This is a genomic window from Psychrosphaera sp. B3R10, assembly GCF_018861025.1.
Classification (GTDB): Bacteria; Pseudomonadota; Gammaproteobacteria; order Enterobacterales; family Alteromonadaceae; genus Psychrosphaera; species Psychrosphaera algicola.
The window spans coordinates 35,248-58,393 of the sequence record NZ_JAHKQH010000019.1 but is presented as its reverse complement, the minus strand read 5'-3'; the positions used below and the strand labels follow the sequence as shown (position 1 = coordinate 58,393).

Sequence of the window (23,146 nt, the reverse complement as noted above, 5' to 3'; positions counted from 1 at the left end):
AAATGAAAATAGTCGATGTTGCCATAAAACGTCCGGTCACAATTTGGATGTTTGTCTTTGCAGTAATGTTGTTCGGTATTGTGTCTTTAAATCGGTTAGCAATAAATTTACTGCCAGAATTATCTTATCCTACATTAACAATTCGAACCGATTATGAAGGTGCAGCCCCTGCAGAAGTAGAACAATTGGTAAGTAAGCCGATTGAAGAAGCCATAGGTACGGTCAAAAATGTTCGCCTGGTAAACTCTGTTTCTAAAGCAGGTCAGTCAGACATTGTTTTAGAGTTCGAATGGGGGGCCGATATGGATTTGGCCAGTCTTAATGTTCGAGAAAAACTCGATATTCTGCAACTGCCTCTAGATGTTAAAAAGCCAGTATTGCTGCGATTTAACCCTAGCTTAGATCCAATTTTGCGATTCGCTCTTAAATCAGACAACTTAGATGCCGATTTAAAATCAATACGTACATTTGCTGAAGAAGAAGTAAAACGTAAATTAGAAGCTGTTAATGGTGTCGCATCCGTAAAACTAGGTGGCGGCTTAGAGCAGGAAATTCATGTCTCAATCGATCAACGTAAACTCGCTCATCACAATTTAGATATCAGTCAAATTATTCAACGTTTGCGTGACGAAAACGTCAATTTATCTGGTGGTCGAGTCAAAGACCAAAGTCAGGATTATTTAGTTCGAACAATAAACCAATTTAAAGATTTAACCGACATCCGCGAACTTATCGTCAAACATGACGGCAGCAGGATCATTAGATTAAGTGAAATTGCCAAAGTGACCGACGCTCATAAAGAACGAGATAGCATTACTCAGGTCAACGGCGAAGAAGCCATCGAAGTTGCTATCTACAAAGAAGGTGATGCAAATGTGGTTAAAGTCGCCGAACTAGTGCTAAGTCAACTCGAAGTAGTTAATGATATACTTCCAAAAGGACTAACTTTAGAGCCTATATATAACCAAGCGACGTTTATCGACTCAGCCGTAGATGAAGTACAAATTGCAGCCGTGATTGGTGGCTTATTGGCTATGTTGATCCTGTATTTGTTTCTGCAAAACAGTTGGACCACATTTATTGTTTCGCTTTCAATTCCAGTTTCTGTCATCGCCACTTTTAATTTTATGCACGCTAATAGCATTTCTCTTAATATTATGAGTCTTGGTGGTATTGCATTAGCCATCGGTCTACTTGTCGATTCTGCTATAGTTGTACTCGAAAATATCGCCCGTTACAAAGAACAGGGTTTAGAGCCAAAAAAAGCAGCAGCGATTGGTACCAAAGAAGTGGCGACTGCCGTAACTGCATCAACACTGACCACTATGGCCGTATTTTTTCCACTTGCATTTGTAGAAGGCATCGCAGGACAACTATTTTCAGACCAAGCACTTGCCGTAACGTTTGCGTTATTTGCATCGCTAATTGTTGCCATCACATTAATTCCAATGTTAGCAGCAAGAGAAACTAGAAAGTTTGAAGAAGAGCAAGACCCATTTATCCAACCTACAATTAAAGAAAAACCAACTAATAAGATTGCATTGGCGTTTTGGTATTTAACCTGGCCTATTAAAAAGCTAATTTTAGTCGTGGTTTATTACATTCCGTTAATTGTCACTATTGTATTAAAAGCCGTTATACGCCTATTTGTTAAAATTATTTCCTTTATTATGGTGCCATCAGCTAAAGGTTTTAATTTTGTTTACAACCGTTTGAGTGAGGTGTATCAAAATACCCTAATTGTCTCTTTAAAGCGGCCTGCGTTAACGATAACTGCTATCTCATTATTAGCACTAGGTAGCGTGCCGTTAGTTAAAAAGCTTGGTTCAGAATTATTACCTCCGATGGCTCAAGGTGAATTTTTTGTAGACGTATTAATGCCAACTGGCACTAAACTAGAAGAAACAGAAAGACGTTTGACGCAATTAGCAAATGTTGCCAAAACCCTCGAGGCTGTTGAAAGAACCTATAGCGTCGTAGGAACAGGAAGTTTGATGAATGCGTCACCAGGTCAAAGTGGTGATAATTGGGGGCGTCTCAATGTTGTCCTTAAAAAAGGCCAATCATCAGAGCAAGAAAGTATTGTTATGGCTAATTTACGTGCGGAACTAAATCGTATTCCTGGCGTAAATGGCACTATTGACCGCCCTAAACTCTTGACCTTTAAAGCACCAATACAAGTTGTTCTTTCTGGCTATGACTTATCCATGTTGCAAACACAAAGCAATAAACTGGTCGCCCTATTTGAGTCAAACAATTACCTAACCGACGTCAATCCAAGTTTAAAAAAAGGCCACCCTGAAATAAAACTTGAGTTTAATCACGGTAGACTAGCCCAACTTAATTTAACTGCGGCTCAAGTCTCTGACGTTGTTGCGGCACAAATTGGCGGCAAAGTCGCAACCAAGTTGTCTGTTGGCGATAGAAAAGTCGATATTTTGGTTCGCACAAACGAAAATGACCGCAATTCAATTAACGATTTAAAACAGTTAATCGTCAATTCAAATTCAACAATGCCAATTTCGTTAGCCGATGTCGCAGAAGTGAGTTTAACCACAGGTCCAAGTGAAATAAATCGGTTACAACAGCAACGAGTTGCCCTTATTGATTTAAATGTTACTGGTATTGATTTAGCAAAAGCGGTCACAATCGTTAACGGCATTATTACGGAACAAAATATGCCACTGTCAATTACATGGGCTGTGAAAGGGCAAAATGAAGATATGCAAGTTTCCTTTGAATCATTAACTATTGCCCTCATCTTGGCCGTATTTATGGTGTATATCGTAATGGCGTCACAGTTTGAGTCTTTATTACACCCGCTCATTATTTTATTTACTGTGCCATTAGCAGGAGCCGGATCGATTTACGGTCTGTACTTAACAAACAGTAACATCAGTGTTGTCGTCTTTATTGGTTTTATTATGTTGGCTGGTATTGTTGTCAACAATGCCATCGTCCTAATTGATAGAATAAATCAGCTGCGAGAACTCGGTATTGAAAAACGACAGGCTATTTTGGAATCAGCGCAAAGCCGATTGCGTCCTATAATAATGACAACACTGACAACAACTCTCGGACTGCTTCCCCTAGCGCTAGGACTGGGTGACGGAGCAGAATTACGTTCTCCAATGGCACTTACCGTCATTTTTGGACTGATATTTTCTACCTTGCTGACGTTAATTTTTATTCCATCGTTATATTTACTGATCGATCGAAAACGATTTGTTGCTCCTGTCGATGAACCTGTTAATCACCTTGACTCAATTGCTCAGTAGGTTGAAATGAATAATTTAAATAACAACACACAAACTGCCAGTAAATCATTGGCAAACTGGGCGATTAAAAAACCCGTAACAACCATAATTATGTTCGTGTCATTGCTTATTTTGGGTATTTTTGCCAGCCGGTTACTGCCGCTAGAAAAGTGGCCAGGGATTGATATTCCAGAGTTGTATATTAGTGTTCCCTACCCAAATTCGACACCAGCTGAAGTAGAACGCCAAATAACTAAGCCAGTGGAGGAGGCTTTAGCAACGATTTCCGGTATCCAGCAATTTAGAACTTGGTCCAAGGAAACCGGCGCAGACATTTCTATCCAGTTTAAATGGGACGAAAATATAAACGCTAAGTCTATTGAAGCGAGAGAAAAAATTGATGCAATTCGCGATCAATTGCCCGATGATCTAGAGCGCATTATGGTATTTCAGTTTAATACGAACGATATGCCTGTCTTTAACTTGCGTATATCTTCGGATCGAGATCTGTCATTAGCTTATGACTTACTTGAACGTAACCTAAAACGCCCTATCGAACGTGTAGCGGGCGTTTCTCAAGTGACCCTATATGGTGTTGATAAACGCCAAATTAGCATTCGTTTAGATGAAAATAAAATTGCGTCTTATCGTTTAAATTTACCCACGGTCGTAGAAAAACTTCGACGCATGAACTTCAGTCAGTCAGCCGGTTATCTTAATACCTCCGACGGTAAGATAATGATAAACCCAAATGGTAAATTTGAATCCGTAGAAGACGTATATAATCTTTATATCGAACAAAACATCAAACTTGGCGATATTGCCAATATTCAATTGGAGTTGCCTGAACGTCAAGATGGTCGTCATTTACATCAAACTTATGCCATTGGCATGGATGTCATGAAAGAGTCCGGCGCTAATTTAGTACAAGTTGCGTCCGATGTAATGGAAGTCGTAAATGAAGTTTCTAATAGTGCGCAATTTAACGGCATCAACTTGTTCGTAATGCAAAACACTGCCGAAGATGTTACCAACTCCCTTAGTAATTTATTGGAAGCCGGTTTAATCGGTGCCCTTCTGTCAGTTATCGTTTTATATTTGTTCCTGCGTCATGTGGCGACAACGATAATCGTTGTTTTGTCCGTACCTTTTGCAATTTTTATCACGTTAGGTGCGATGTATATGCTGGGCTATAGCCTCAATATATTGTCGCTTATGGGCTTAATGTTGGCCGTCGGTATGTTAGTGGATAATGCGGTGGTAGTTACCGAATCTATATTTCACGAACGTCAAAATGAAAAAGACCAAATAAAAGCGACAAACCAAGGCGTACAAAATGTATCACTTGCTGTTATTGCAGGGACTTGTACTACAGCGATCGTTTTTTTACCAAATATCATAGGTAAAAAAATTGATATCACTATCTTCTTAGAACACGTGGCTATCGCTATTTGTATTTCCTTATTCGCTTCACTGTTTATAGCGCAAACATTGATCCCATTGCTAACCAGCAAAATTAAAAACATCCCGATTAAAAAGAACAAAGAAGACGGTAAGCTAATGAAGTTTTACCAAAAATCGTTAAATTGGGTGATGAACCATCAGAAAAAGTCGTTTTTAGTTGGATTTTTACTGTTTGCTTCTATGGCTATTCCTATGGGCGCCGTGACGAGTGATGAAGCCGACGGTGTCGATAACACACGCATGTTTATCAACTACCAACTGCAAAAAAACTATTCTAAAGACGAAGTTGAAAAAATAGTAAACCGAATGGAAGACTATTTATACGCCAATCAAGACAAGTTTGAATTTGATTCAGTCTATAGTTATTACACTAATGGTTACGCGAACTCTGTAATTAATCTAAAAAAACAACTTACGCGCTCTGCTAAGGCCATCAAAACTGATATCGAAAAAGACTGGCCAACCTTTGTTCGGGCCCGACCACAGTTTGGCTGGGGTGGCGGCAACGGCGGCGGCATCCAAGTGACCTTAAAAGGCAATGCGACGGAAGTATTGATGGAAATTGCAGACCAATTAATTCCTGTTATCTCAAACATTGAGGGCTTGGAAGATGTAAATTCTGAGGTCACTGGTGATCAAAAAGAAATCCAAATAATTATTGACCGAGAACGTGTGCAACGTATTGGCCTTAGTAGCCGAGATGTTGCTCAAGCAGCGGGGACGGCACTTCGCGGTTTAAACTTGCGTACGTATCGTGACCGTAATTCTGGTGAGATCCAAGTACGGTTAATGTTTGCACAGGACGTTGAAAAATCACTTGAACGTTTTCGTTCTATCGTTATCCATTCCGAAGACGGTATTGACTATCGTCTTGATCAACTTGCTGAGCTCAAAATAGTACCTAGATTGAGCCAAATCAGTCGATTTGAACGCCAAACCAGTTTAAATATTGGTGCAAACATGGCGGAAGGCACAACCTTAGAACAGGCAAAACTACGAATAGAAGAAACCTTAAACCAAATACAACTCCCTACTGGTTATAGCTGGAGCCTCAATGGCAGTTTCGAAAGACAACGTGAAGCTGAAAGCGTCATGGAAGTTAATATGTTGTTGGCCTTAGCCATGATTTACATCGTAATGGCTGCATTATTCGAAAGTTTGATCTTGCCTACTGCGGTTATCACCTCGTTATTGTTTTCGATTTCAGGCTTGTTCTGGGCACTCATGCTAACCGGCACCAGTATGTCAATCATGGTAATGATTGGGATCTTAATTTTGATGGGTATCGTCGTAAACAACGGAATTGTATTGGTCGATAGGATTAATCAATTACGGGAACAAGGTTATGCAATTAAAGAAGCCGTTTTAGAAGGCAGTCGTAATCGTATTCGTCCAATTTTAATGACTGTGGCGACTACCGTTTTAGGTTTATTGCCACTTGCTGTCGGCAATGCCAACATTGGCGGCGCAGGCAGTCCTGAATATTCACCAATGGCCATAGCGATTATGGGCGGGTTAATGTTTTCAACTGTGACCAGTCTTTATTTTATACCACTTGCATACGTGCTTTTGTTAAAACTCAGAGACCGAAGCCATCGTTTGTTCGCCCGCAGTAACAAAATTGTAGGGAAAGTTATTTAAACTATTTTAAAACGGCTAGATTAAAGTAATCTAGCCGTTTTATTTGGTTTTAGAAAAAAATACACAAGCCATTATGAATATAGTGAAAAGTCGGTTTTCACTAAAATGATGCAACCTTGCACAGTTGTACCTCATATCCTCCAAGCCCTTTTGAATAGTTAATTTTTTTCACTTATATAACAACATGTTAATTTGTGGAATACAACTTGCCATTACTTCTTACCTAAGTACTTAGTTTTTAGCGTGTGTTCCTGTTCATAAGCAATTTATGGCATCGACCGTTAAAATCCACACCACATTTTTATAAGGCAATGCGATGTTAACATTGCTTAACAAGGAATATTTATGGGCAATATTATTTTTTATCCTGTGTCCCTGTTACTAAAATCAATTGGGATAAGAAACTGTTTTGTCTTAGCGATTACGTCCCTGTCGATTTATCTCACATTAAATATGTTAAATATTTTCAATGTGCTGTCGATTGGAATTGTCCAAATAAATATTTTATGTTTACTCTCTAGCTACCTTTTATTTGGCACTTTATATGTCACTTACCACTATTTGAAAACATCCCTTAGTTTTCTTGATGAAATAGACATAGAACAATTTGATCCCCGTAATATAAAATCTTTAGCCAGCCAAAATCATCCACTTGCTGCTAAATTTGTCGAAGTTCTCCGCGAACTAAGCCGCTCCAATGAACAAAACACTGCAAGATTAAGAGAGGTGGCCTACTCCGCCCAACAAGTGATCGGTACAGCCAATTCGGTTAGTGAAAACGTACAGCGTCAATCTGACGCCACTACAAGTACTGCGTCGGCCATAATAGAAATGACACATTCTTTACAGGAAGTCAGTAACAAGATAGAACTGGTTCATAGTGCCGCATGCGGAGCGAGTAGTACCGCATCACTAGCGAAAAAAGAGCTCATCAATTTAACTGAAAAGTTACATAACGTTACTATCGAAGCCCAGGATACGCAAACTAGAATGGAAAAACTGAACGTTATGGCGACATCCGTTGAAAAAGAATCCCATGCCATTCAAAAAATTGCCCAACAAACCAACTTACTTGCGCTCAATGCATCTATTGAAGCAGCTCGTGCTGGTCAGTTTGGCGTTGGGTTTGCCGTCGTCGCCGAGGAAGTGCGCGAACTTGCTACCCGCTCACACCTTGCAGCTGACAGTATTGTTCGGGCGGTCTTAGAGGTATCTAATCAAACAAAACAGATATTAGACAGTATGACCACCGTTGTTATAGAGACTCAGCAAAGTTGTGATGGCGCAGTGATAGTAGATCAAGCCCTAACTCAAATAGAACAAACAACAAACGATGTTCAGGAACAAATTGCCATTGTAGCGACCAACGCCGAACAACAAGCTGTTGCGACAAACGAGATTGCAGAGCATGTAGATTCAGTTGTGGTTGTTGCAAAAGAAAATGCATTAATTGCAAAACAAACAGAGCATGTCGCAGCACATTTGGAACATTTAACTGAGCAGTACGCCTAAAACTATAGGGAAGCTTATGATAGAAATTTGTATTTATTCAGCTGTTATTTTTAGTTTTTTTGTTTATTTTAGATACACAAAAAAGCGACAGCTGGTCACTTCACAGTGTCGAGGCGTTGCTCAGATAAGTCAGTTAAAAGATCTCATTTCTCTCACTCAAAAACATCGAGGAATGAGTTCAGCTTTATTAAACGGCAACACCCAAGCTCGCACTGATCTGGTAAAAATAAAACGAAACATCAAATCCGTACAGTCTAATCTTGCTAAACCTGAGTTAGAAATTAACCATGTTCGTTGGGATAGTTATATTGATCACTGGACTCGGCTACAAAAAAATACAACAACGATTACAGTTTTAGAAAACTTCAGTCAACACACCAAATTAATTGAAAATTTACTGTATCTATTAGAGGATATTGCTGAGAATAGTGCATTAAATGGTACGCAATTGCCCTCATTACCTTCCGTTGGATTCACTTGGCGCGAGTTAATTCAAACGTCGGAATTTGTTGGTCAGTGCCGTGCGATTGGCGTTGGTATAGCCACTATGAAACACTGTAGCCAGGTCGATAAGATTAGGCTAGCGTATTTACAACAAAAACTAACCAATACCACTGAACACGTTTTAGACCATTTATCCTCGGTGGATCCCTATACCTTTGAACAAAAACAAAAAGTTGAATTAGCAAAAAAACAAATAAACCAGCTCAACGGAACAATCTCCAATGAGTTTATTGATGCATCAACAATTGTGGTCGAGCCAAAAGTCTATTTTGAGTTTACGTCCGTGACGATGGCGACATTAAATGATATTTTTGAATTGCAGCTACGTCAGGTGCTAAGTGCATTAAATCTCACTAAAACTCAGCAATCAATAGTACCTCTGAACGGCGTTAGTAGTTCTGTATAGCGGAACTCGTAAGCTATTTGATCGCGTTTAATTAATGGAAGCAGACCAACTTGACGCCACCGTCACATCAGTTGTTTTTTTAGCGACCGGTTTAACACCTGTAAAGCCCCAACCGGTATGTTTTAACGCTTGTTCTATCAAATTTATGAGTGAATAAGCCAAACCAGTTGATAGTCCTAACGTTAAACGTCGCTTATTTGTGCAGTCTATGTGAAGGGTTTGTTCATCTATTTTTATACCGCAAGCTAAAATTGGCTCACCTTCATCTAAATCAACTTTAATTGGTTCCGCCGATTTATTGATCTTGCCTTGTAATTCAGCCTGCTGCTTTTGAAATGCCATGATCTCAGATTTATGGGGGCCAGCTGTTTGCTCTTTTATCACCGGATCGTTTTGTGTTGTTTGGTTTAATTGCGCTAAAAACAACATTACAAAACGTCGTGTCAACCACACTTTGTGGATGTCTCCCTTAGCTTTAATCGACATTATCATTCGGTCGTGTACTGCATTATATCCGACTTGGATCTGTTCCATTAGGCATCTTAATTGGTAAACAATGGGGGTTAGTATAACGTTTCCAGGTCACAATAAAAACCGGCAGACTCGTTAAGAAATTTCAAAGGTAAACAAAAAACGCTGTTAACGAACAAAAGGAGAGAAATTGGCCAATCAAATAATTGACCAATAAGTTAGTGAACTTAATCGGTAAATCTATAAAATATGCGCTGATATACGCATTTAGACAACTCGTTTATATGTTGTATAGCCATTAGTTGGCGCAGTATTGGGTTTAAATATAGCAATTGAAAGTGGGGCCATTTCAACTGCCAAATAAGATGCTGAAATTCTAAGTTGAGTGGGATACATGCCGAGTAATTCAACCATGTTCCCCATATTCATTAATTTTGAATAAGGGATCATCAACTGTTCTTTCACTGACTCGTTTTTGGGATTCACCACTATAATACAGGCATCTTCCACTTTGTCCGTATAGCGCAGAAACGCAATTAAATCCGATGAATGGACCGTTTTAAATTCGCCAATTCGAAGCGCCCTATTCTGTTTGCGAGTTGCCACTAATTTTAAGGTCCACAACAACATCTCGTTATCTTTCGTCACTTTATCCCAGCACATCGGCGCTCGCATTTCTGGATCATCTCCCCCAATCATTCCCAACTCACTGCCATAATAAAGATTTGGTGAGCCCGGAACGCAAAACTGCAGCGCCATAGCGAGTTTACGCTGTGCAATATCAGGTACTAACGTCGCCAGTCGCGCAGTATCGTGATTGTCTAGTAGAACCCAGGACTTTAATAATCCTTCATAATTTGAGTCTACAACCATCTGATTAAGTTGTTTATTCGCTAAATTTGCTGGGATAGCACCGAGAACACTTTGGATTATCAAATGCCGCATTGTAAGATTCATAATGCCATCAACACTGCCTAACCATTGCTGTGGATAGCTCCATACTTCACCAATAATAAGCGAGCCGGGTTTATGCTTGTGGGCCTCATACGTTAATTCAGCCAAGTAATTAAAGCCAATGTCATGAGCAACATCCAAACGCCATCCATCAACACCGTCTGTGAGATAACTTTTAACCACAGAGTCGTCATCTAAATATACATATGAACGCACAGCTTCATTTTCTAAGTTAAGTTCAGGTAAATTGGTCGCATTATCCCAACTTCGATACCCCACTTCATATTCATCACTGAAACAAAACCAGTCTCTATATATAGAGTCAGGTTTATCTTGCGCTTCTTGAAATACCGGCGCATTTTGACCCATATGATTAAATACTCCATCAAGCACGATTTTTAAGCCTTTTTGATGAACAGCATCTATTAACATTTTTACATCTGATTTAGAGCCAAATTCTGGTGATATGTTTTTAAAGTCCAAACTGTCGTATTTATGATTGGTATACGCCTCATGAACCGGGTTTAAATACAGAACATCTACCCCAAGCTGCACGATGTAATCCAGTTTGTCGGTAAGTGACTCAAAATCCCCACCCCAAAATTCTATTTCGTGACTCCACAATTTGTGTTGTTCTAAATAGTGTCCGTGTTTAGGCGTTTCATTCCATCTTTTTAGAACTTTGGGTTCAGGGTAAAGCCCACATTTATTTTCGAGTTGAGAAGACGGTGCAAATCGGTCTACCAAAACTTGGTAAACGACGGCACCTATTCGCCAGTCTTTTTCTCGATTTGTAAGTATTTGGTTAAGTTCTGTTTCCGATTGAGTGGCGTACGTCATGAGTTCCCTGTTTGCTATATCACTTTTACGATTTAAATTAAGCAGAAAAATTATTCATTGAGGATCATTTGAAACCCACCAAATATTATGCGAGTCATATCAAAAGGCATTTCCATGTCCATTCTTGGGTCTTGCATTAGCCCTTCCATACCCGCATCTCGCGTTTTTTTATCTGGCCAAGTAACCCAACTAAATACTACGGTTTCGTTGGCTTCACATTTAACGGCCATTGGAAATGACGTTATTTTACCGTCTGGCACATCATCTCCCCAACATTCAACCACACGTAAAGCACCGTATTCTTTAAAAAGTGCAACGGACGTTTTAGCATGTTCTAGATAAAGTTCTTTATTTTCAGTTGGTACCGCTGCGACAAAGGCGTCTATATAATCCATTTTAAATTCCTCTTTTGTATACCCTAATTAAGAAAATAACGTCAATGATGAAAGCTGACTTGTTATATCATTTTTTTAACTCAATTAACTTTAGGCTGATTTTAGAATAATTCAAATAACTAAATACATGAATTTTAGATTGTTTTAATAATCAATAGACTTAAAAGGATGAGGGTTTAAAATGGGTATAGAAAGGTTAATCTTAAATGAAGAACAGTTTGCTTTTTGTCTATAAAAAGCAAACTGTTATTAGCGTTAAGGCTTAAAACATCGACTAAAACTGCATTTCAGGCACGTCACCATTAATCCGTAATTTACCCGCTGTTTTTTGCTTTATTTCATCAACGGACACGCCAGGTGCGCGCTCTAACAAAACAAACTCGCCTTCGATTATTTCTAAATAAGCCAAATCAGTTATAACCTTAGTAATGCAATTTACACCAGTAAGTGGCAAGGTACATGCTTCAAGTAATTTAGACTCACCATGTTTATTGGCGTGAGTCATAGTAACAATAATATTGTCAGCTCCGGCCACTAAATCCATAGCGCCCCCCATGCCTTTAACTAATTTACCAGGGATCATATAGCTTGCAATATTACCATTTTGATCTATTTCAAAAGCACCTAAAACTGTTATATCAACATGTCCACCGCGGATCATAGCAAAGCTTTCAGCCGAACTAAAAATTGCCGCGCCCGTGGCTGTGGTTACTGTTTCTTTGCCCGCATTTATCATATCGGCATCAACATTTTCTTTTGTAGGGTATGGGCCCATACCTAACAATCCATTTTCTGATTGCAACATAACTTGCATGCCGTCAGGTACAAAGTTAGCAGCCAAAGTTGGAATACCAATGCCAAGGTTTACGTAATCACCATCATTAAATTCGCGAGCAACACGTTGTGCTATTTGTTCTCTAGATAACGCCATCAGTGTGTCTCCTATTAATCTGCTGTGGTAATTTTTTCGATACGTTTTTCAAACGTACCTAAAATAATGCGGTCTACATAAATCCCGGGCGTATGAATTTCGCTTGGGTTTAGTTCCCCAGGTTCAACTATCTCTTCAACTTCAACAACAGTGATCTTACCTGCTGTTGCCGCCATAGGATTGAAATTTTGCGCCGTGTGACGATAGATACAATTACCATAACGGTCGGCTTTCCACGCTTTGACTATTGCGAAGTCGCCTGTAATGCTTTCTTCTAATATGTAGTTGCGGCCATTATATTCACGTACTTCTTTGCCTTCACCAACTAACGTGCCGTAGCCGGTTGCAGTAAAGAACGCAGGAATACCCGCACCGCCGGCTCGCATTTTCTCTGCAAGTGTTCCCTGTGGCGTTAATTCAACTTCCAATTCACCATTGAGTAATTGCTTTTCAAATAACGCATTTTCACCCACATACGAAGACACCATCTTTTTGATCTGCTTGTCTTCCAATAAAATACCGAGTCCAAAGCCGTCTACACCACAATTGTTTGATACAACTGTCAGGCCCGTTGTGCCTTTTTTCTTAATTTCAGCAATGAGGCCCTCTGGGATACCACATAAACCAAATCCACCTGCGATAACGGTCATGTTGTCTTCCAATCCCGCCATGGCTTGTTCATAGCTTGTCACTACTTTGTCAAACCCTGCCATTTTCAACCCTCTTATTTTATTAGTATTTTTATCTGCCAATAGTTACATAACTCTGTCACTGACCCAATTTTTTAGCGCACGGTTGTCTCAATTAAGAACCATAGGTAAGTAAACATCTTTTGACACATTTTGTTTCGAAGTCATTACACGCTTTATTACAGTGTAGGCATTAATCTCCTAAAGTCATTGCTACTTTAGAACACCAAGGCCACTAAATTTGGCCTGTGTGGCACTTTAGTAGTAATTTTTTTCACCCCATTATTTGGTATTGTCATAACATCAATAAAAATAAAAGGGTTTACCATGTTAAAAGGCAAAATTGCGTTAGTCACTGGGTCTACAAGTGGCATTGGTTTGGCAACTGTTGAGGTTTTGGCAAATGCCGGCTGCCATATTGTTGTGCATGGATTAGTGGAAGATCATATTGGTGAGCAAATCGCCCAGGAATTAGCCGAAAAATATAACGTTCTAAGCTATTTCTCAAATGCAAATATGGCCGATCAAAACCAAATTTTAGAGATGTTCTCTTTTATCGAACAAGAACTTGGCACTGTCGACATCTTAGTTAATAACGCAGGTATACAGCACACGGCACCAGTTCATGAATTCCCTAAAGACAAATGGGATCTAATATTAGCCGTTAATTTATCCTCAGCATTTCATACTACTCAGGCTGTACTACCAAAAATGCAGCTCAAAAAATGGGGACGTATCGTCAATATTGCGTCTGTACACGGATTAGTAGGCTCAGTTAACAAGTCTGCTTATGTCGCCGCTAAACATGGTTTAGTTGGACTAACGAAAGTGACCGCTATAGAAAACGCTAATATGGGTGTTACGGTTAATGCCATTTGCCCAGGTTGGGTGGAAACACCATTAATCAATCAACAAATTCAAGATATTGCAGATAAAGACGGCTCTGACCTTGCGACTGCTAAAGCAAAACTCGTCACAGCCAAACAACCCCGTGCAGAAATGGCAGCACCATCGCAAATTGGTGAATTGATTCAGTTTTTATGCAGTGATGCGGCGGCTGGAATAACCGGAGCATCGCTACCTATTGATGGCGGTTGGACAGCTCAATAAATCTATTTTACGTTTACTTAATAAAAAACGCAGCTTTGGCTGCGTTTTTTATTACTATAAATTGTGAATCAAATCTAAAACCCAGACCTCTATTATTCAGCTTGAACAAACCGACTAATTTCACTATACAAAGATTGGCATTCGTCTGGGACAAGGTCTTCGATGTTCATAAAGGCGTGAATCATCCCTTCAAACTGTACGTGTTGAGTCTCAACGCCTTTGGTTATCAATCGCTCTAGATAAGCTAGACCTTCATCTCTAAGAGGGTCACACCCTGCTGTAATAATTAGTGTCTTAGGGTAGTTCTCAGGTAACGGGCCAAACAAAGGCGACGCTAATTTTCGGTCTTCATTGGCAGTAAAATAATGATCGAAATACCATTTAATTCGGGTATTTTCCAACAAGTATCCCGTGCCATTTTCTATATAGGACCCCGTGGAGCCGGTGTAATCAACACTTGGATAAATTAATATCTGCTTGTCTATCGTGACACCAGATAAAATAGATCCATAACTGGTTTGACGCATCAAAATACTGGTACAAATTGCGCCACCGGCACTATCACCAGCAATAAAAATTTGACCATTGTGCTGCACGTCGCCCAACACCTGTTGAATATTTTTAATTGTGATCTCGGCATCTACCAAACCACAAGGGTACGGATGCTCTGGAGAGCGTCTATATTCAACTGCCACAACATGGCAATGGCTATGAATGGCAAGTTTTCGACACATAGGATCATACAATTCAATATCGCCACACATATGCCCACCACCATGAAAGTACACAAGTACTGGCAAGGGTCGTTGAGTATCGGGACTAAACAATCGTACGGGCACTGATAAGGTTTCATGACGAATTTCTTTATCCGCAATAAAGGAAATTTCCGGAACCTTAGTTACAAAAGCTGACAGTTTTTGTAAATTTAATCTCGCCTGCTCCGTCGTCAGCGTTTGACCAGATGATTTAAACGCTTTGGCTGCAACGTTTACCGTTGCAATAAAGTCCGTTAGCTTTGGTGATAATTCGCCACGCATGCTTATTGTCCTATTCTGTCGTTGGTTCAGTTTTGTCAGATAAATCAGATTTCGGATTGGTTTCAGGTAAAAAGAAACTACCTAGAAAGAAGCTTGAACTAACAAAACTTATTAATACAAATGCATAGAAAAAATCCCCCTGGTGCCAATCGACAACGAGGCCAAACAACCACAAGACAAGGGTTGCCACCGAATAACTGATTGACCAGAACAAACTGAAGACTACGGTAATTTTACCCGCGCTCATTTTTTTCATTTCATGTGGGATAGAAACCAATGCCGTTATAGGGAAAAATATAAAGAACCCCAGTAAGATAGCGGAGCCTGTTTGAATTAATGCGTTTTCTGAAAACGACAACCCTATAACCATTACCGTTTGGATTAAGCCTGACCAACGAATAACGGGGACTCGCTGTTTGATTTTACGGCTATATAACATGCCCGCAATCGTGCCTATAATACCCGCGCCTATAACCCATTTACTCGCGGATATTCCGGCTGTTGGATAAAAGGTAAACAGGCAAATATAAAACGCCAGCAAACCAGAATACGTTAAAGCGTACGCCCAGTTAAAGCTATCGGTGATACCAGACTTATAACTATATTGAACTGCGCCTTCTTGTTTCTCTTGCGCTGCAGAACTAGTCCCATCAAATTTAACGAACAACCAAAAAATTGCCAGCAATCCACTTAAAAAAGAAAACAATACAAGCGTATTTTGCCAACTACCGGTAAGCGCATTGATGTCGTTCATACACCACAAAACAATCGCCGTACCAACATTAAATGCGACTGCATTTAGACCATTAATCGTGGCGCGTTCCTCTACTGCAAACCAATTCATCACAATTGGATTGAAGTAAACAATCATTAATGCCCCGCCAAGTCCCATTAAAAATCGACTAACCAATAACCAGTCGTAGCTAGGCGCATAAGGAGTCATCAACCCAACGGTGACCAATAAGCAAGAAACAAAGAACGCTCCTTTTATTCCAAAACGAATAGCAAAGTAAGCCGCGCTAAACGTACCGACTATCTTTGCAAACGTGACAGCCCCTGAAATAAAGCTCGCCGACGCCAAACTGGTCAAATCTAAGTTGGCCATTATTTGGCTCATACTTGCAGTTCCCCCCACCCATGCCATCGCGAACAAGACATAACTAAGAAAAACAATCGCTTCCACTAGGTATTTGTTACTAATATTCATATATGCTAATTTTTCATTTAGAAAAGTGATGGTAGGAGATTAACGCAGGGTTTATCAAAAATATCTTCTACCTTAGTACACTATGCTTATCCGCAGTCTGCCTTTAAGCTAACGATTCGCTTATATTTTGGGGTAATACTTTGTTTACATGGCTGTCTGTCGATACGTGGTTTATCGGGTTGTTGTCTCTCGGCTATTTATTGCTGCTGTTTTTTATCGCCTATTGGGGACAACAGGGCAAAAACTCTAGATGGACAAATCACCCTTGGATTTATAGCTTGAGTCTGGGCGTGAGCTGTACCTCTTGGGCGTTTTACGGGATCATTGGTCAAGCTGCAACAAGCGGTCAATGGCTTGCTTATATCTATTACGGTACGATAGCCTGTTTTATTCTAGCGTGGCCGATGCTGTTAAAAATGCTCAGAATAAGCAAACAACAAAATTTAACCTCAATTGCGGATTTTGTTGCCTGCCGCTACGACAAATCATTAAACATTGCGGGTATCGTTACCGTTATCGCCCTTTTGGGGACAATTCCTTATATTGCCCTACAACTTAGAGCCATTAGCCAAAGTTTTGATTTAGTGACTGGCAGTTATCGTTCAGGGGTGAATACCACCATTATCGTCGCTATGGTACTTTCCGTATTTAGTGTTTTATTTGGTGCTCGGCATGTTGTTGCAAATAAACAAAATAATGGCCTGACTTTAGCTATCGCTTTTAGTTCTATAGTCAAGTTACTCGCCATCACCACAGTCGGCTATTACATTACGTTTGGCGTATTTGACGGGTTTTCCGATTTACTTGTTCAACAGCAGCAACTTCCTCAAGCCGAAGTCAAAACGACTTCGTTTTATATGCCAATAGCGCAGATTGCCCTTGGTTTTATTTCAATTTTTATTACCCCGCAACTGTTCCATGTCATGGTGATAGAAAATCATAACGAACAACAATTAAAAACCGCCCGATGGCTTTATCCATTGTTTCTGATATTAATTAACTTGTTTGTACTTCCAGTCGCAATTGCGGGACAAATCACCTTCCCAGGTGGCAGTGTCAATGCCGATACTTATATATTAACTTTGCCACTATATTTTCAACAAGAATGGTTAAGTATCTTTGTTTATATTGGTGGTCTTGCGGCTGCAACGAGTATGGTTATCGTTGCCTCAATTGTACTTTCAACTATGGTTTCAACCGAATTAATTACCCCGAGTCTATTACGCTTCAACCCCAAATATGTAGATCAAAACCAGCGCTTTTCTACTTTATTGTTAAATTTTCGTCGATTTGCGATTGTTGGCATTTTAATGCTGTCATTGCTATTTGAACGGATAGTTGACCAACAAAGCCATCTTTCAAGTATTGGTATCTTATCGTTTGTGTTACTGGCTCAATTTGCCCCAGCTGTGATAGGCGCATTGTATTGGCGCAGTGCCAGTTCGAGCGGCGCCCTTACCGGTATCGTTGTCGGTAGTTGTCTATGGTGTTATACCTTGTTATTGCCCACAGTATGGCCTAATTCATATCTCGTTGAACAAGGTTTGTTTGGCATTTCATGGTTGCAACCGACCAATTTATTTGGTCTAGGAATGTTAGATGTCACAAGTCACGGCGTATTTATCAGTCTCGCCATCAATACTCTGTGTTTTGTGTTGTTATCGCTAAATAGTCGGCGCTCTGTTGGTGAAAAAATACAAGCGGAGATATTTTTAAAAAAACCAACAAATAGAGTTACTTACCAGTTAACCCCAGATGACCTGTACCGTTTGTTAAATCGGTTTGTCAGTCTAGAAGCTGCAAATGATTTAATGCTGCATGTAGATGCAAATCTATCAAAACAATCTCCTGCCTCACCACAATTAACAGAGTTCGCACGTAAAAAACTCGCCTCTGTTTTAGGCTCAGCATCAACAAAATTAGTCATGAACGCCGCGGTAGAGGACAGTAATCGGCACATTCAATTAGAAGATGTTGCGAACATTGTCGATGAAGCAAGTCAGTTATTTCATTTTAATCGAGAATTACTTCAAGCCGGTGTTGAAAACATCGAGCAAGGTATAAGTATCGTTGACGCCGATATGCGACTAGTTGCCTGGAACTCACGTTATATTGAACTACTTGATTATCCCAAAGACCTAGTCAAGATTGGTATGCCTATCCAGGAGCTTATTCAATTTAATGCTGAACGAAAAATGCTTGAAGGCGACGACATAGAAACTATGGTCGCTCGACGTATCGAGCATATGCAGGCCGGGAACAATCACTATTTCCAACGTGTATTACCCACAGGGGTTGTTCTTGAAATCAGAGGCCAAGCAATGCCAGGCGGTGGTTTTGTGAGTACTTTTTCCGATATCACCCGCCATATCGAGGCTGAAAAAGCCCTACAATATGCCAATGAACATTTAGAACGTAAAGTTGATGAACGAACATTGGCACTGAGTAAAGCCAAGGCGGAAGCCGAACTTGCAAACCGAAGTAAGACCCGCTTTTTAGCCGCGGCAAGTCATGACTTAATGCAACCATTTAACGCGTTGTCGTTATTCACAGACATGTTAAAGCAACAAGTCAAAGGGACAAAGTCTGAAACCATCGCAGAGCATATCCAAGATTCTTTAGGTGTTGTAGAAAGTTTGTTAACCGATCTCGTTGAAATTTCAAAACTGGAAGGTGGCAGTCAAAAAATTGTTGAAGAACCTTTTGCTATTCAAGACGTTCTAGATCCACTATTTCATGAGTTTAGTCTGTTGGCAAAACAACAAAACATTCGCTTTGATTTTCAATCAAGTTGTTTATGGGTGAACTCAGATATTCGTTTATTGCGCCGCATTGTGCAAAACTATTTGTCTAATGCGTTTCATTATTCACCTACTCAAAAAGATGGCAAACAAGCTCGAGTATTGATTGGCGTTCGTCGTTATCCCGATAAAGTCCAAATTCAGGTGTGGGATAACGGGCAAGGTATCCCTCAGGAAAAACAAGACGTAATCTTTCAAGAGTTTGAGCGTTTAGAACAAAACCGCGACAAGCCGGGCTTAGGTTTAGGTCTAACCATTTCTAAACGTATCGCTCAATTGCTCAATATTGAATTGGCTGTGCGATCAGTTGTCGGTAAAGGATCGGTATTTAGCGTTACACTGCCCACTTGTGCACCTGAAATAAAAAGCCAAGTAGAAAGCCCAGAGCTAATCGAATCAAATAGCCCATTGTTTAACGGGCATACAATATTGGTTATTGATAATGATGAGTTGCTATTAGAGGCGTTAAAACAACAATTAGAAAGCTGGGGGTTTACCGTTTTAGCGATAAAAGATCGTCAACAATGGCAAGAATATTGTGAATCAAAGCAGATAGATACGCTTTCAGACTACAAACCTAAACTGGCGGCAGCTATCGTTGATTACCACTTAGATGACGGCGACAACGGCATCGACTTTTTCAACCACATTTTAGCCTATTCGGACACCCCTATACCTTGCATTGTTTGCTCTGCAGATACATCGGAACAGGTACGGGAACAAGTTAGCTTAGGTGGCTTTCAATTTACCAAAAAGCCAGTTAAATCACTGGCTTTAAAGAAACAACTAAAACAGTTACTGTTTAATTGATGGGACAGGCTGCGCTATATAACGGGAGAATCCCTTCGTCCATATATTGTAAAACGACTAGTTTAACGTTAACTGTTGGAAAGCCATTCCTGCCATAGTGCGGTTAGTGACTTCTAATTTTAGTAAAATAGCAGACACATGTTTCTTCACTGTCGTTTCTTTAATATTTAAGTCATAAGCAATTTGTTTGTTCAATTGTCCATCTGCGATTTGTGATAAAACCACATACTGTTGCGGTGTTAGCAATGCTAATTGTTTAGCAAGTTTTTTATCATTATGATTGGTTTGACTCGGTAAGTTGGCATCTTTTGGTAACCAAGTATCCCCTTCTAGTACCGCAGTAATTGCATCGGATATTACCGTTAGATCAGCCGATTTAGGAATAAAAGCCGCCGCCCCAAAGTCGATGGCTTTTTGCATGATCTCAGGGGCATCATCGGAAGATACCATAATAATAATGATATCCGGGTGATGGTTCTGTAAACGAGTTAAACTCGTAAAGCCATTATTCCCTGGCATATGCAGATCCAAAAACATAATTTCCAGCTCTGGAGTTGACTCTACGACACTAAACAACTCATCTACACTATTTGCTTCTAGCATAGTCACGTTGGGCAAACACTGACCTACGGCTTGTTTTAGTGCGGTCCGAAATAACGGGTGGTCATCGGCAATTAATATTGTGGAAGCTAACATCATTTGTACTCTGTAAGGCAATTAATTTTATGGTAAAAAAAAGAGCTGGATGACGCCAGCTCTTTTTACAGCACAACAATAAATAAAACTGTCTAGTTTAGAAACGGTAACCAATGGTGATATGAGCCGTGCTCGGATCGCCATAATAACCGATTAACGTTTGGTCAAACCCAGTACCTGGTGTCCAGTTACCGTCGTCGTCTTTACCGACAAACGTATAGCCACCAACTAAGTACTCTTCATCTGTAATGTTTTTCAGATGAATAGCGCCATACCAATCGCCATTTAAGCTTTCCCAGTTCAAGCTTAGGTTTAATAGCCCATAAGCATCTTGAGATAAGTAGTCTGTCTCTTCATACAACACGTATTCATCACGCATGTAGTAGCTGCCTGACAAGATAAAGTAACCTACATCAGTATCCATCAAGTAATTAGCCGATAAGTTAAGCGTATAATCTGGCGTACTTGCTAGCCCAACGAGTTCAGTTGCTATGTTTTCTGCTTGAGTTAGCTCAGCGTCTAAGTACCCTAATGCAACGTCAAAGGTCAATTCTTCAGTTGCGGCAAATGTCACTTCCGCTTCAATCCCTTGCACTTTCGATTCAGCCGCGTTGGCTAAATATTGAGGGATTGATGTTGCATCATCTGTATCAGCTAATACGATATATTGACGGTCTTTATGGTCGATTGAAAATACCGTGATATTGGTTCTTAATACGTCGTTCCAATCTTTTTTCATACCAAATTCAATTGAATCAACAACTTCTGGATCTGCAGCTTCTTCGTTACCTTCAGCACGAGGATTAAATGTACCTGACTTAAACCCTTGTGAGTAGCTCGCAAAATACATAGTTTTAGCATCTGCTTGATATTCCACACCAATACGTGGAGTAAAACGAGACCAGTCTGCTGATTTTGCACTGTCGAGCACATCATCACCATTGGTATCCATACCCAATGTCATCGTTTCAGGTAAGTCTGCAGGTCTCACATAGCCGTCAGTCCAACCAGATTCTGGGTAATGTTCTCCCCAGTGGACCGTGTTATTAACAAATGCAGTTTTCTCTTCAGTTGTATATCGAGCACCAACTGTTAACGATAATTTATCAGAAATGTTGTAGCTACCTTGAGCGTATGCCGCAACACTATCGCTGTTGTTACATCCGGTAACTTCTCGTGTAAATGAACTTGCGCCAAATACTCTGCCCAAATGCCCCAAAATTGCGTCATAATGTCCACACGACGTCGCATCAGACATAAACAAACCACCCACTACCGTATAATCATCACCAGTATGAGATAACTGTAATTCATGACTCGAGTTCTCATCGTCATAAATGGCTGGAACATCAAAAATATCTGTTGCCGTGTTGTCAAAATCGATATTGGTTTCAGAATAACTTTCTCTAGAAGAGCCGATATATTTAATCGAAGTATTATTGTTAATATCATAACGAGCCATGAAACTTATACCTTCGAGCTCAACACTATTCCAAGTTGGCATATTGGTATTCGAATCATATATATTGGTTGCTGCCGGATTGGTGTCAATAAGACTCGGCAATAAACGATGTCCGCCTTTGGCGTTGGAATCATCAACAGTTTTATCCCACGCTAAACGGAAAAACAAATCATCCGTTGCATGATACTCAAGGGTTAAACGAGTTGCCGACAGATCTTTATTGTAGTTTTCTTTGTCCTGGCCGGTTGGCGCAATAACAAATTCGCCAAACCCATCTCGGCTAAGATCTGCATGGCCAAATCCAACGTAAAGTTTGTCTTCAATTAAAGGCATTTGACCTGTAACTTTGATGTCTGTTTGGTTATAGCTACCTAATGTGCCTTCAATATTAAATTCTTTATCGCCTGACATTTCATTTGTAACGTATTTAATGGCACCACCAATGGTATTTTTACCATATAAGGTTCCTTGCGGTCCGCGCAATACTTCAATTCTGCTCACATCAAGCAGATCAAGAACGGCACCTTGTGGACGCGCCATGTAAACGTCATCGATGTAAATACCGACGCCAGGTTCATATCCCCAAAGCGGATCCTGTTGTCCGACACCACGAATGAAAGCCGTTAATGTCGAGTTCGTACCACGGCTTGTTTGTAGTGTTGTATTTGGCGAATAGCGCTGAATCTCGGTGATAACAGAAATACCAGCCTCAGCTAAATCCGACGCACTTACAGACGTTAATGCGACTGGAACTTTTTGAATATTTTCTACTGTTTTACGAGCAGTTACTTCAATGACTTCCAGTGCCTCTTTTTTTTCTTTTGTTGGTTCAGCTGAAAACGCATTCGCACTTGAAAGTGCAGCGCTAATGGCTATTGCCAAACTAGTATATCTAACGCTTTTCTTATTCATGTAATTACCCTGTTGTAGTTATTTTTATAGCTTTAAACATTGACTCG

The 23,146-nt window shown here is 40.1% G+C and carries 15 protein-coding genes; 6 read left to right on the top strand and 9 right to left on the bottom strand.

The annotated features are described in order from the left end of the window. The first annotated feature begins 2 nt into the window (after positions 1 to 2). The 4 genes from KO525_RS05510 to KO525_RS05495 all read left to right on the top strand — a co-directional run bounded on the left by KO525_RS05510 (position 3) and on the right by KO525_RS05495 (position 8,784). Positions 3 to 3,278, top strand: coding sequence for an efflux RND transporter permease subunit (locus KO525_RS05510; RefSeq protein WP_215962795.1), 3,276 nt, complete (start codon positions 3 to 5; stop codon positions 3,276 to 3,278). A 6-nt stretch (positions 3,279 to 3,284) separates the two neighbouring features. Further along, positions 3,285 to 6,362: an efflux RND transporter permease subunit gene (locus tag KO525_RS05505; RefSeq protein ID WP_215962794.1), complete on the top strand. Its 3,078-nt coding sequence runs from the start codon at positions 3,285 to 3,287 to the stop codon at positions 6,360 to 6,362. A gap of 345 nt (positions 6,363 to 6,707) precedes the next feature. Then, positions 6,708 to 7,874, top strand: coding sequence for a methyl-accepting chemotaxis protein (locus KO525_RS05500; RefSeq protein WP_215962793.1), 1,167 nt, complete (start codon positions 6,708 to 6,710; stop codon positions 7,872 to 7,874). A gap of 16 nt (positions 7,875 to 7,890) precedes the next feature. Then, on the top strand, positions 7,891 to 8,784 hold the full coding sequence (locus tag KO525_RS05495) for a nitrate- and nitrite sensing domain-containing protein (protein WP_215962792.1): 894 nt from the start codon (positions 7,891 to 7,893) through the stop codon (positions 8,782 to 8,784). A 27-nt stretch (positions 8,785 to 8,811) separates the two neighbouring features. Here KO525_RS05495 and KO525_RS05490 read toward each other — a convergent pair whose 3' ends face one another. The 5 genes from KO525_RS05490 to KO525_RS05470 all read right to left on the bottom strand — a co-directional run bounded on the left by KO525_RS05490 (position 8,812) and on the right by KO525_RS05470 (position 13,088). Continuing rightward, positions 8,812 to 9,318 (bottom strand): hypothetical protein, encoded by a 507-nt coding sequence (locus KO525_RS05490; protein ID WP_215962791.1) that lies wholly within the window; start codon positions 9,316 to 9,318, stop codon positions 8,812 to 8,814. A gap of 204 nt (positions 9,319 to 9,522) precedes the next feature. Beyond that, positions 9,523 to 11,049, bottom strand: a complete 1,527-nt coding sequence (locus KO525_RS05485; RefSeq protein WP_215962790.1) for a glycoside hydrolase family 13 protein — start codon at positions 11,047 to 11,049, stop codon at positions 9,523 to 9,525. 50 nt (positions 11,050 to 11,099) lie between these two features. Further along, entirely contained in the window at positions 11,100 to 11,444 is a 345-nt protein-coding gene (locus KO525_RS05480; protein WP_215962789.1) for a DUF1428 domain-containing protein, read from the bottom strand. 274 nt (positions 11,445 to 11,718) lie between these two features. Then, a complete protein-coding gene (locus KO525_RS05475; protein ID WP_215962788.1) occupies positions 11,719 to 12,375 on the bottom strand; it encodes a 3-oxoacid CoA-transferase subunit B in 657 nt (218 codons plus the stop codon). Positions 12,376 to 12,389: 14 nt separating this feature from the next. After that, positions 12,390 to 13,088 (bottom strand): CoA transferase subunit A, encoded by a 699-nt coding sequence (locus KO525_RS05470; RefSeq protein ID WP_215962787.1) that lies wholly within the window; start codon positions 13,086 to 13,088, stop codon positions 12,390 to 12,392. 303 nt (positions 13,089 to 13,391) lie between these two features. Between KO525_RS05470 and KO525_RS05465 the strand changes: the two genes are divergently transcribed. Then, positions 13,392 to 14,174 carry a 3-hydroxybutyrate dehydrogenase gene (locus KO525_RS05465; RefSeq protein ID WP_215962786.1) on the top strand — a complete coding sequence of 261 codons (783 nt, stop codon included), beginning with the start codon at positions 13,392 to 13,394 and terminating at the stop codon, positions 14,172 to 14,174. 92 nt (positions 14,175 to 14,266) lie between these two features. Here KO525_RS05465 and KO525_RS05460 read toward each other — a convergent pair whose 3' ends face one another. Both KO525_RS05460 and KO525_RS05455 read right to left on the bottom strand, forming a co-directional pair. Further along, positions 14,267 to 15,211, bottom strand: a complete 945-nt coding sequence (locus KO525_RS05460) for an alpha/beta hydrolase (protein ID WP_215962785.1) — start codon at positions 15,209 to 15,211, stop codon at positions 14,267 to 14,269. 10 nt (positions 15,212 to 15,221) lie between these two features. Next, positions 15,222 to 16,418, bottom strand: coding sequence for an MFS transporter (locus tag KO525_RS05455; protein WP_215962784.1), 1,197 nt, complete (start codon positions 16,416 to 16,418; stop codon positions 15,222 to 15,224). A 140-nt stretch (positions 16,419 to 16,558) separates the two neighbouring features. Here KO525_RS05455 and KO525_RS05450 point away from each other — a divergent pair, with 140 nt between their 5' ends. Then, positions 16,559 to 20,029: a PAS-domain containing protein gene (locus tag KO525_RS05450; RefSeq protein ID WP_215962783.1), complete on the top strand. Its 3,471-nt coding sequence runs from the start codon at positions 16,559 to 16,561 to the stop codon at positions 20,027 to 20,029. A gap of 57 nt (positions 20,030 to 20,086) precedes the next feature. Here KO525_RS05450 and KO525_RS05445 read toward each other — a convergent pair whose 3' ends face one another. Both KO525_RS05445 and KO525_RS05440 read right to left on the bottom strand, forming a co-directional pair. Beyond that, positions 20,087 to 20,728, bottom strand: coding sequence for a response regulator (locus KO525_RS05445; RefSeq protein WP_371744376.1), 642 nt, complete (start codon positions 20,726 to 20,728; stop codon positions 20,087 to 20,089). 94 nt (positions 20,729 to 20,822) lie between these two features. Next, positions 20,823 to 23,099 carry a TonB-dependent receptor gene (locus tag KO525_RS05440; RefSeq protein ID WP_215962782.1) on the bottom strand — a complete coding sequence of 759 codons (2,277 nt, stop codon included), beginning with the start codon at positions 23,097 to 23,099 and terminating at the stop codon, positions 20,823 to 20,825. Positions 23,100 to 23,146: the final 47 nt, after the last annotated feature.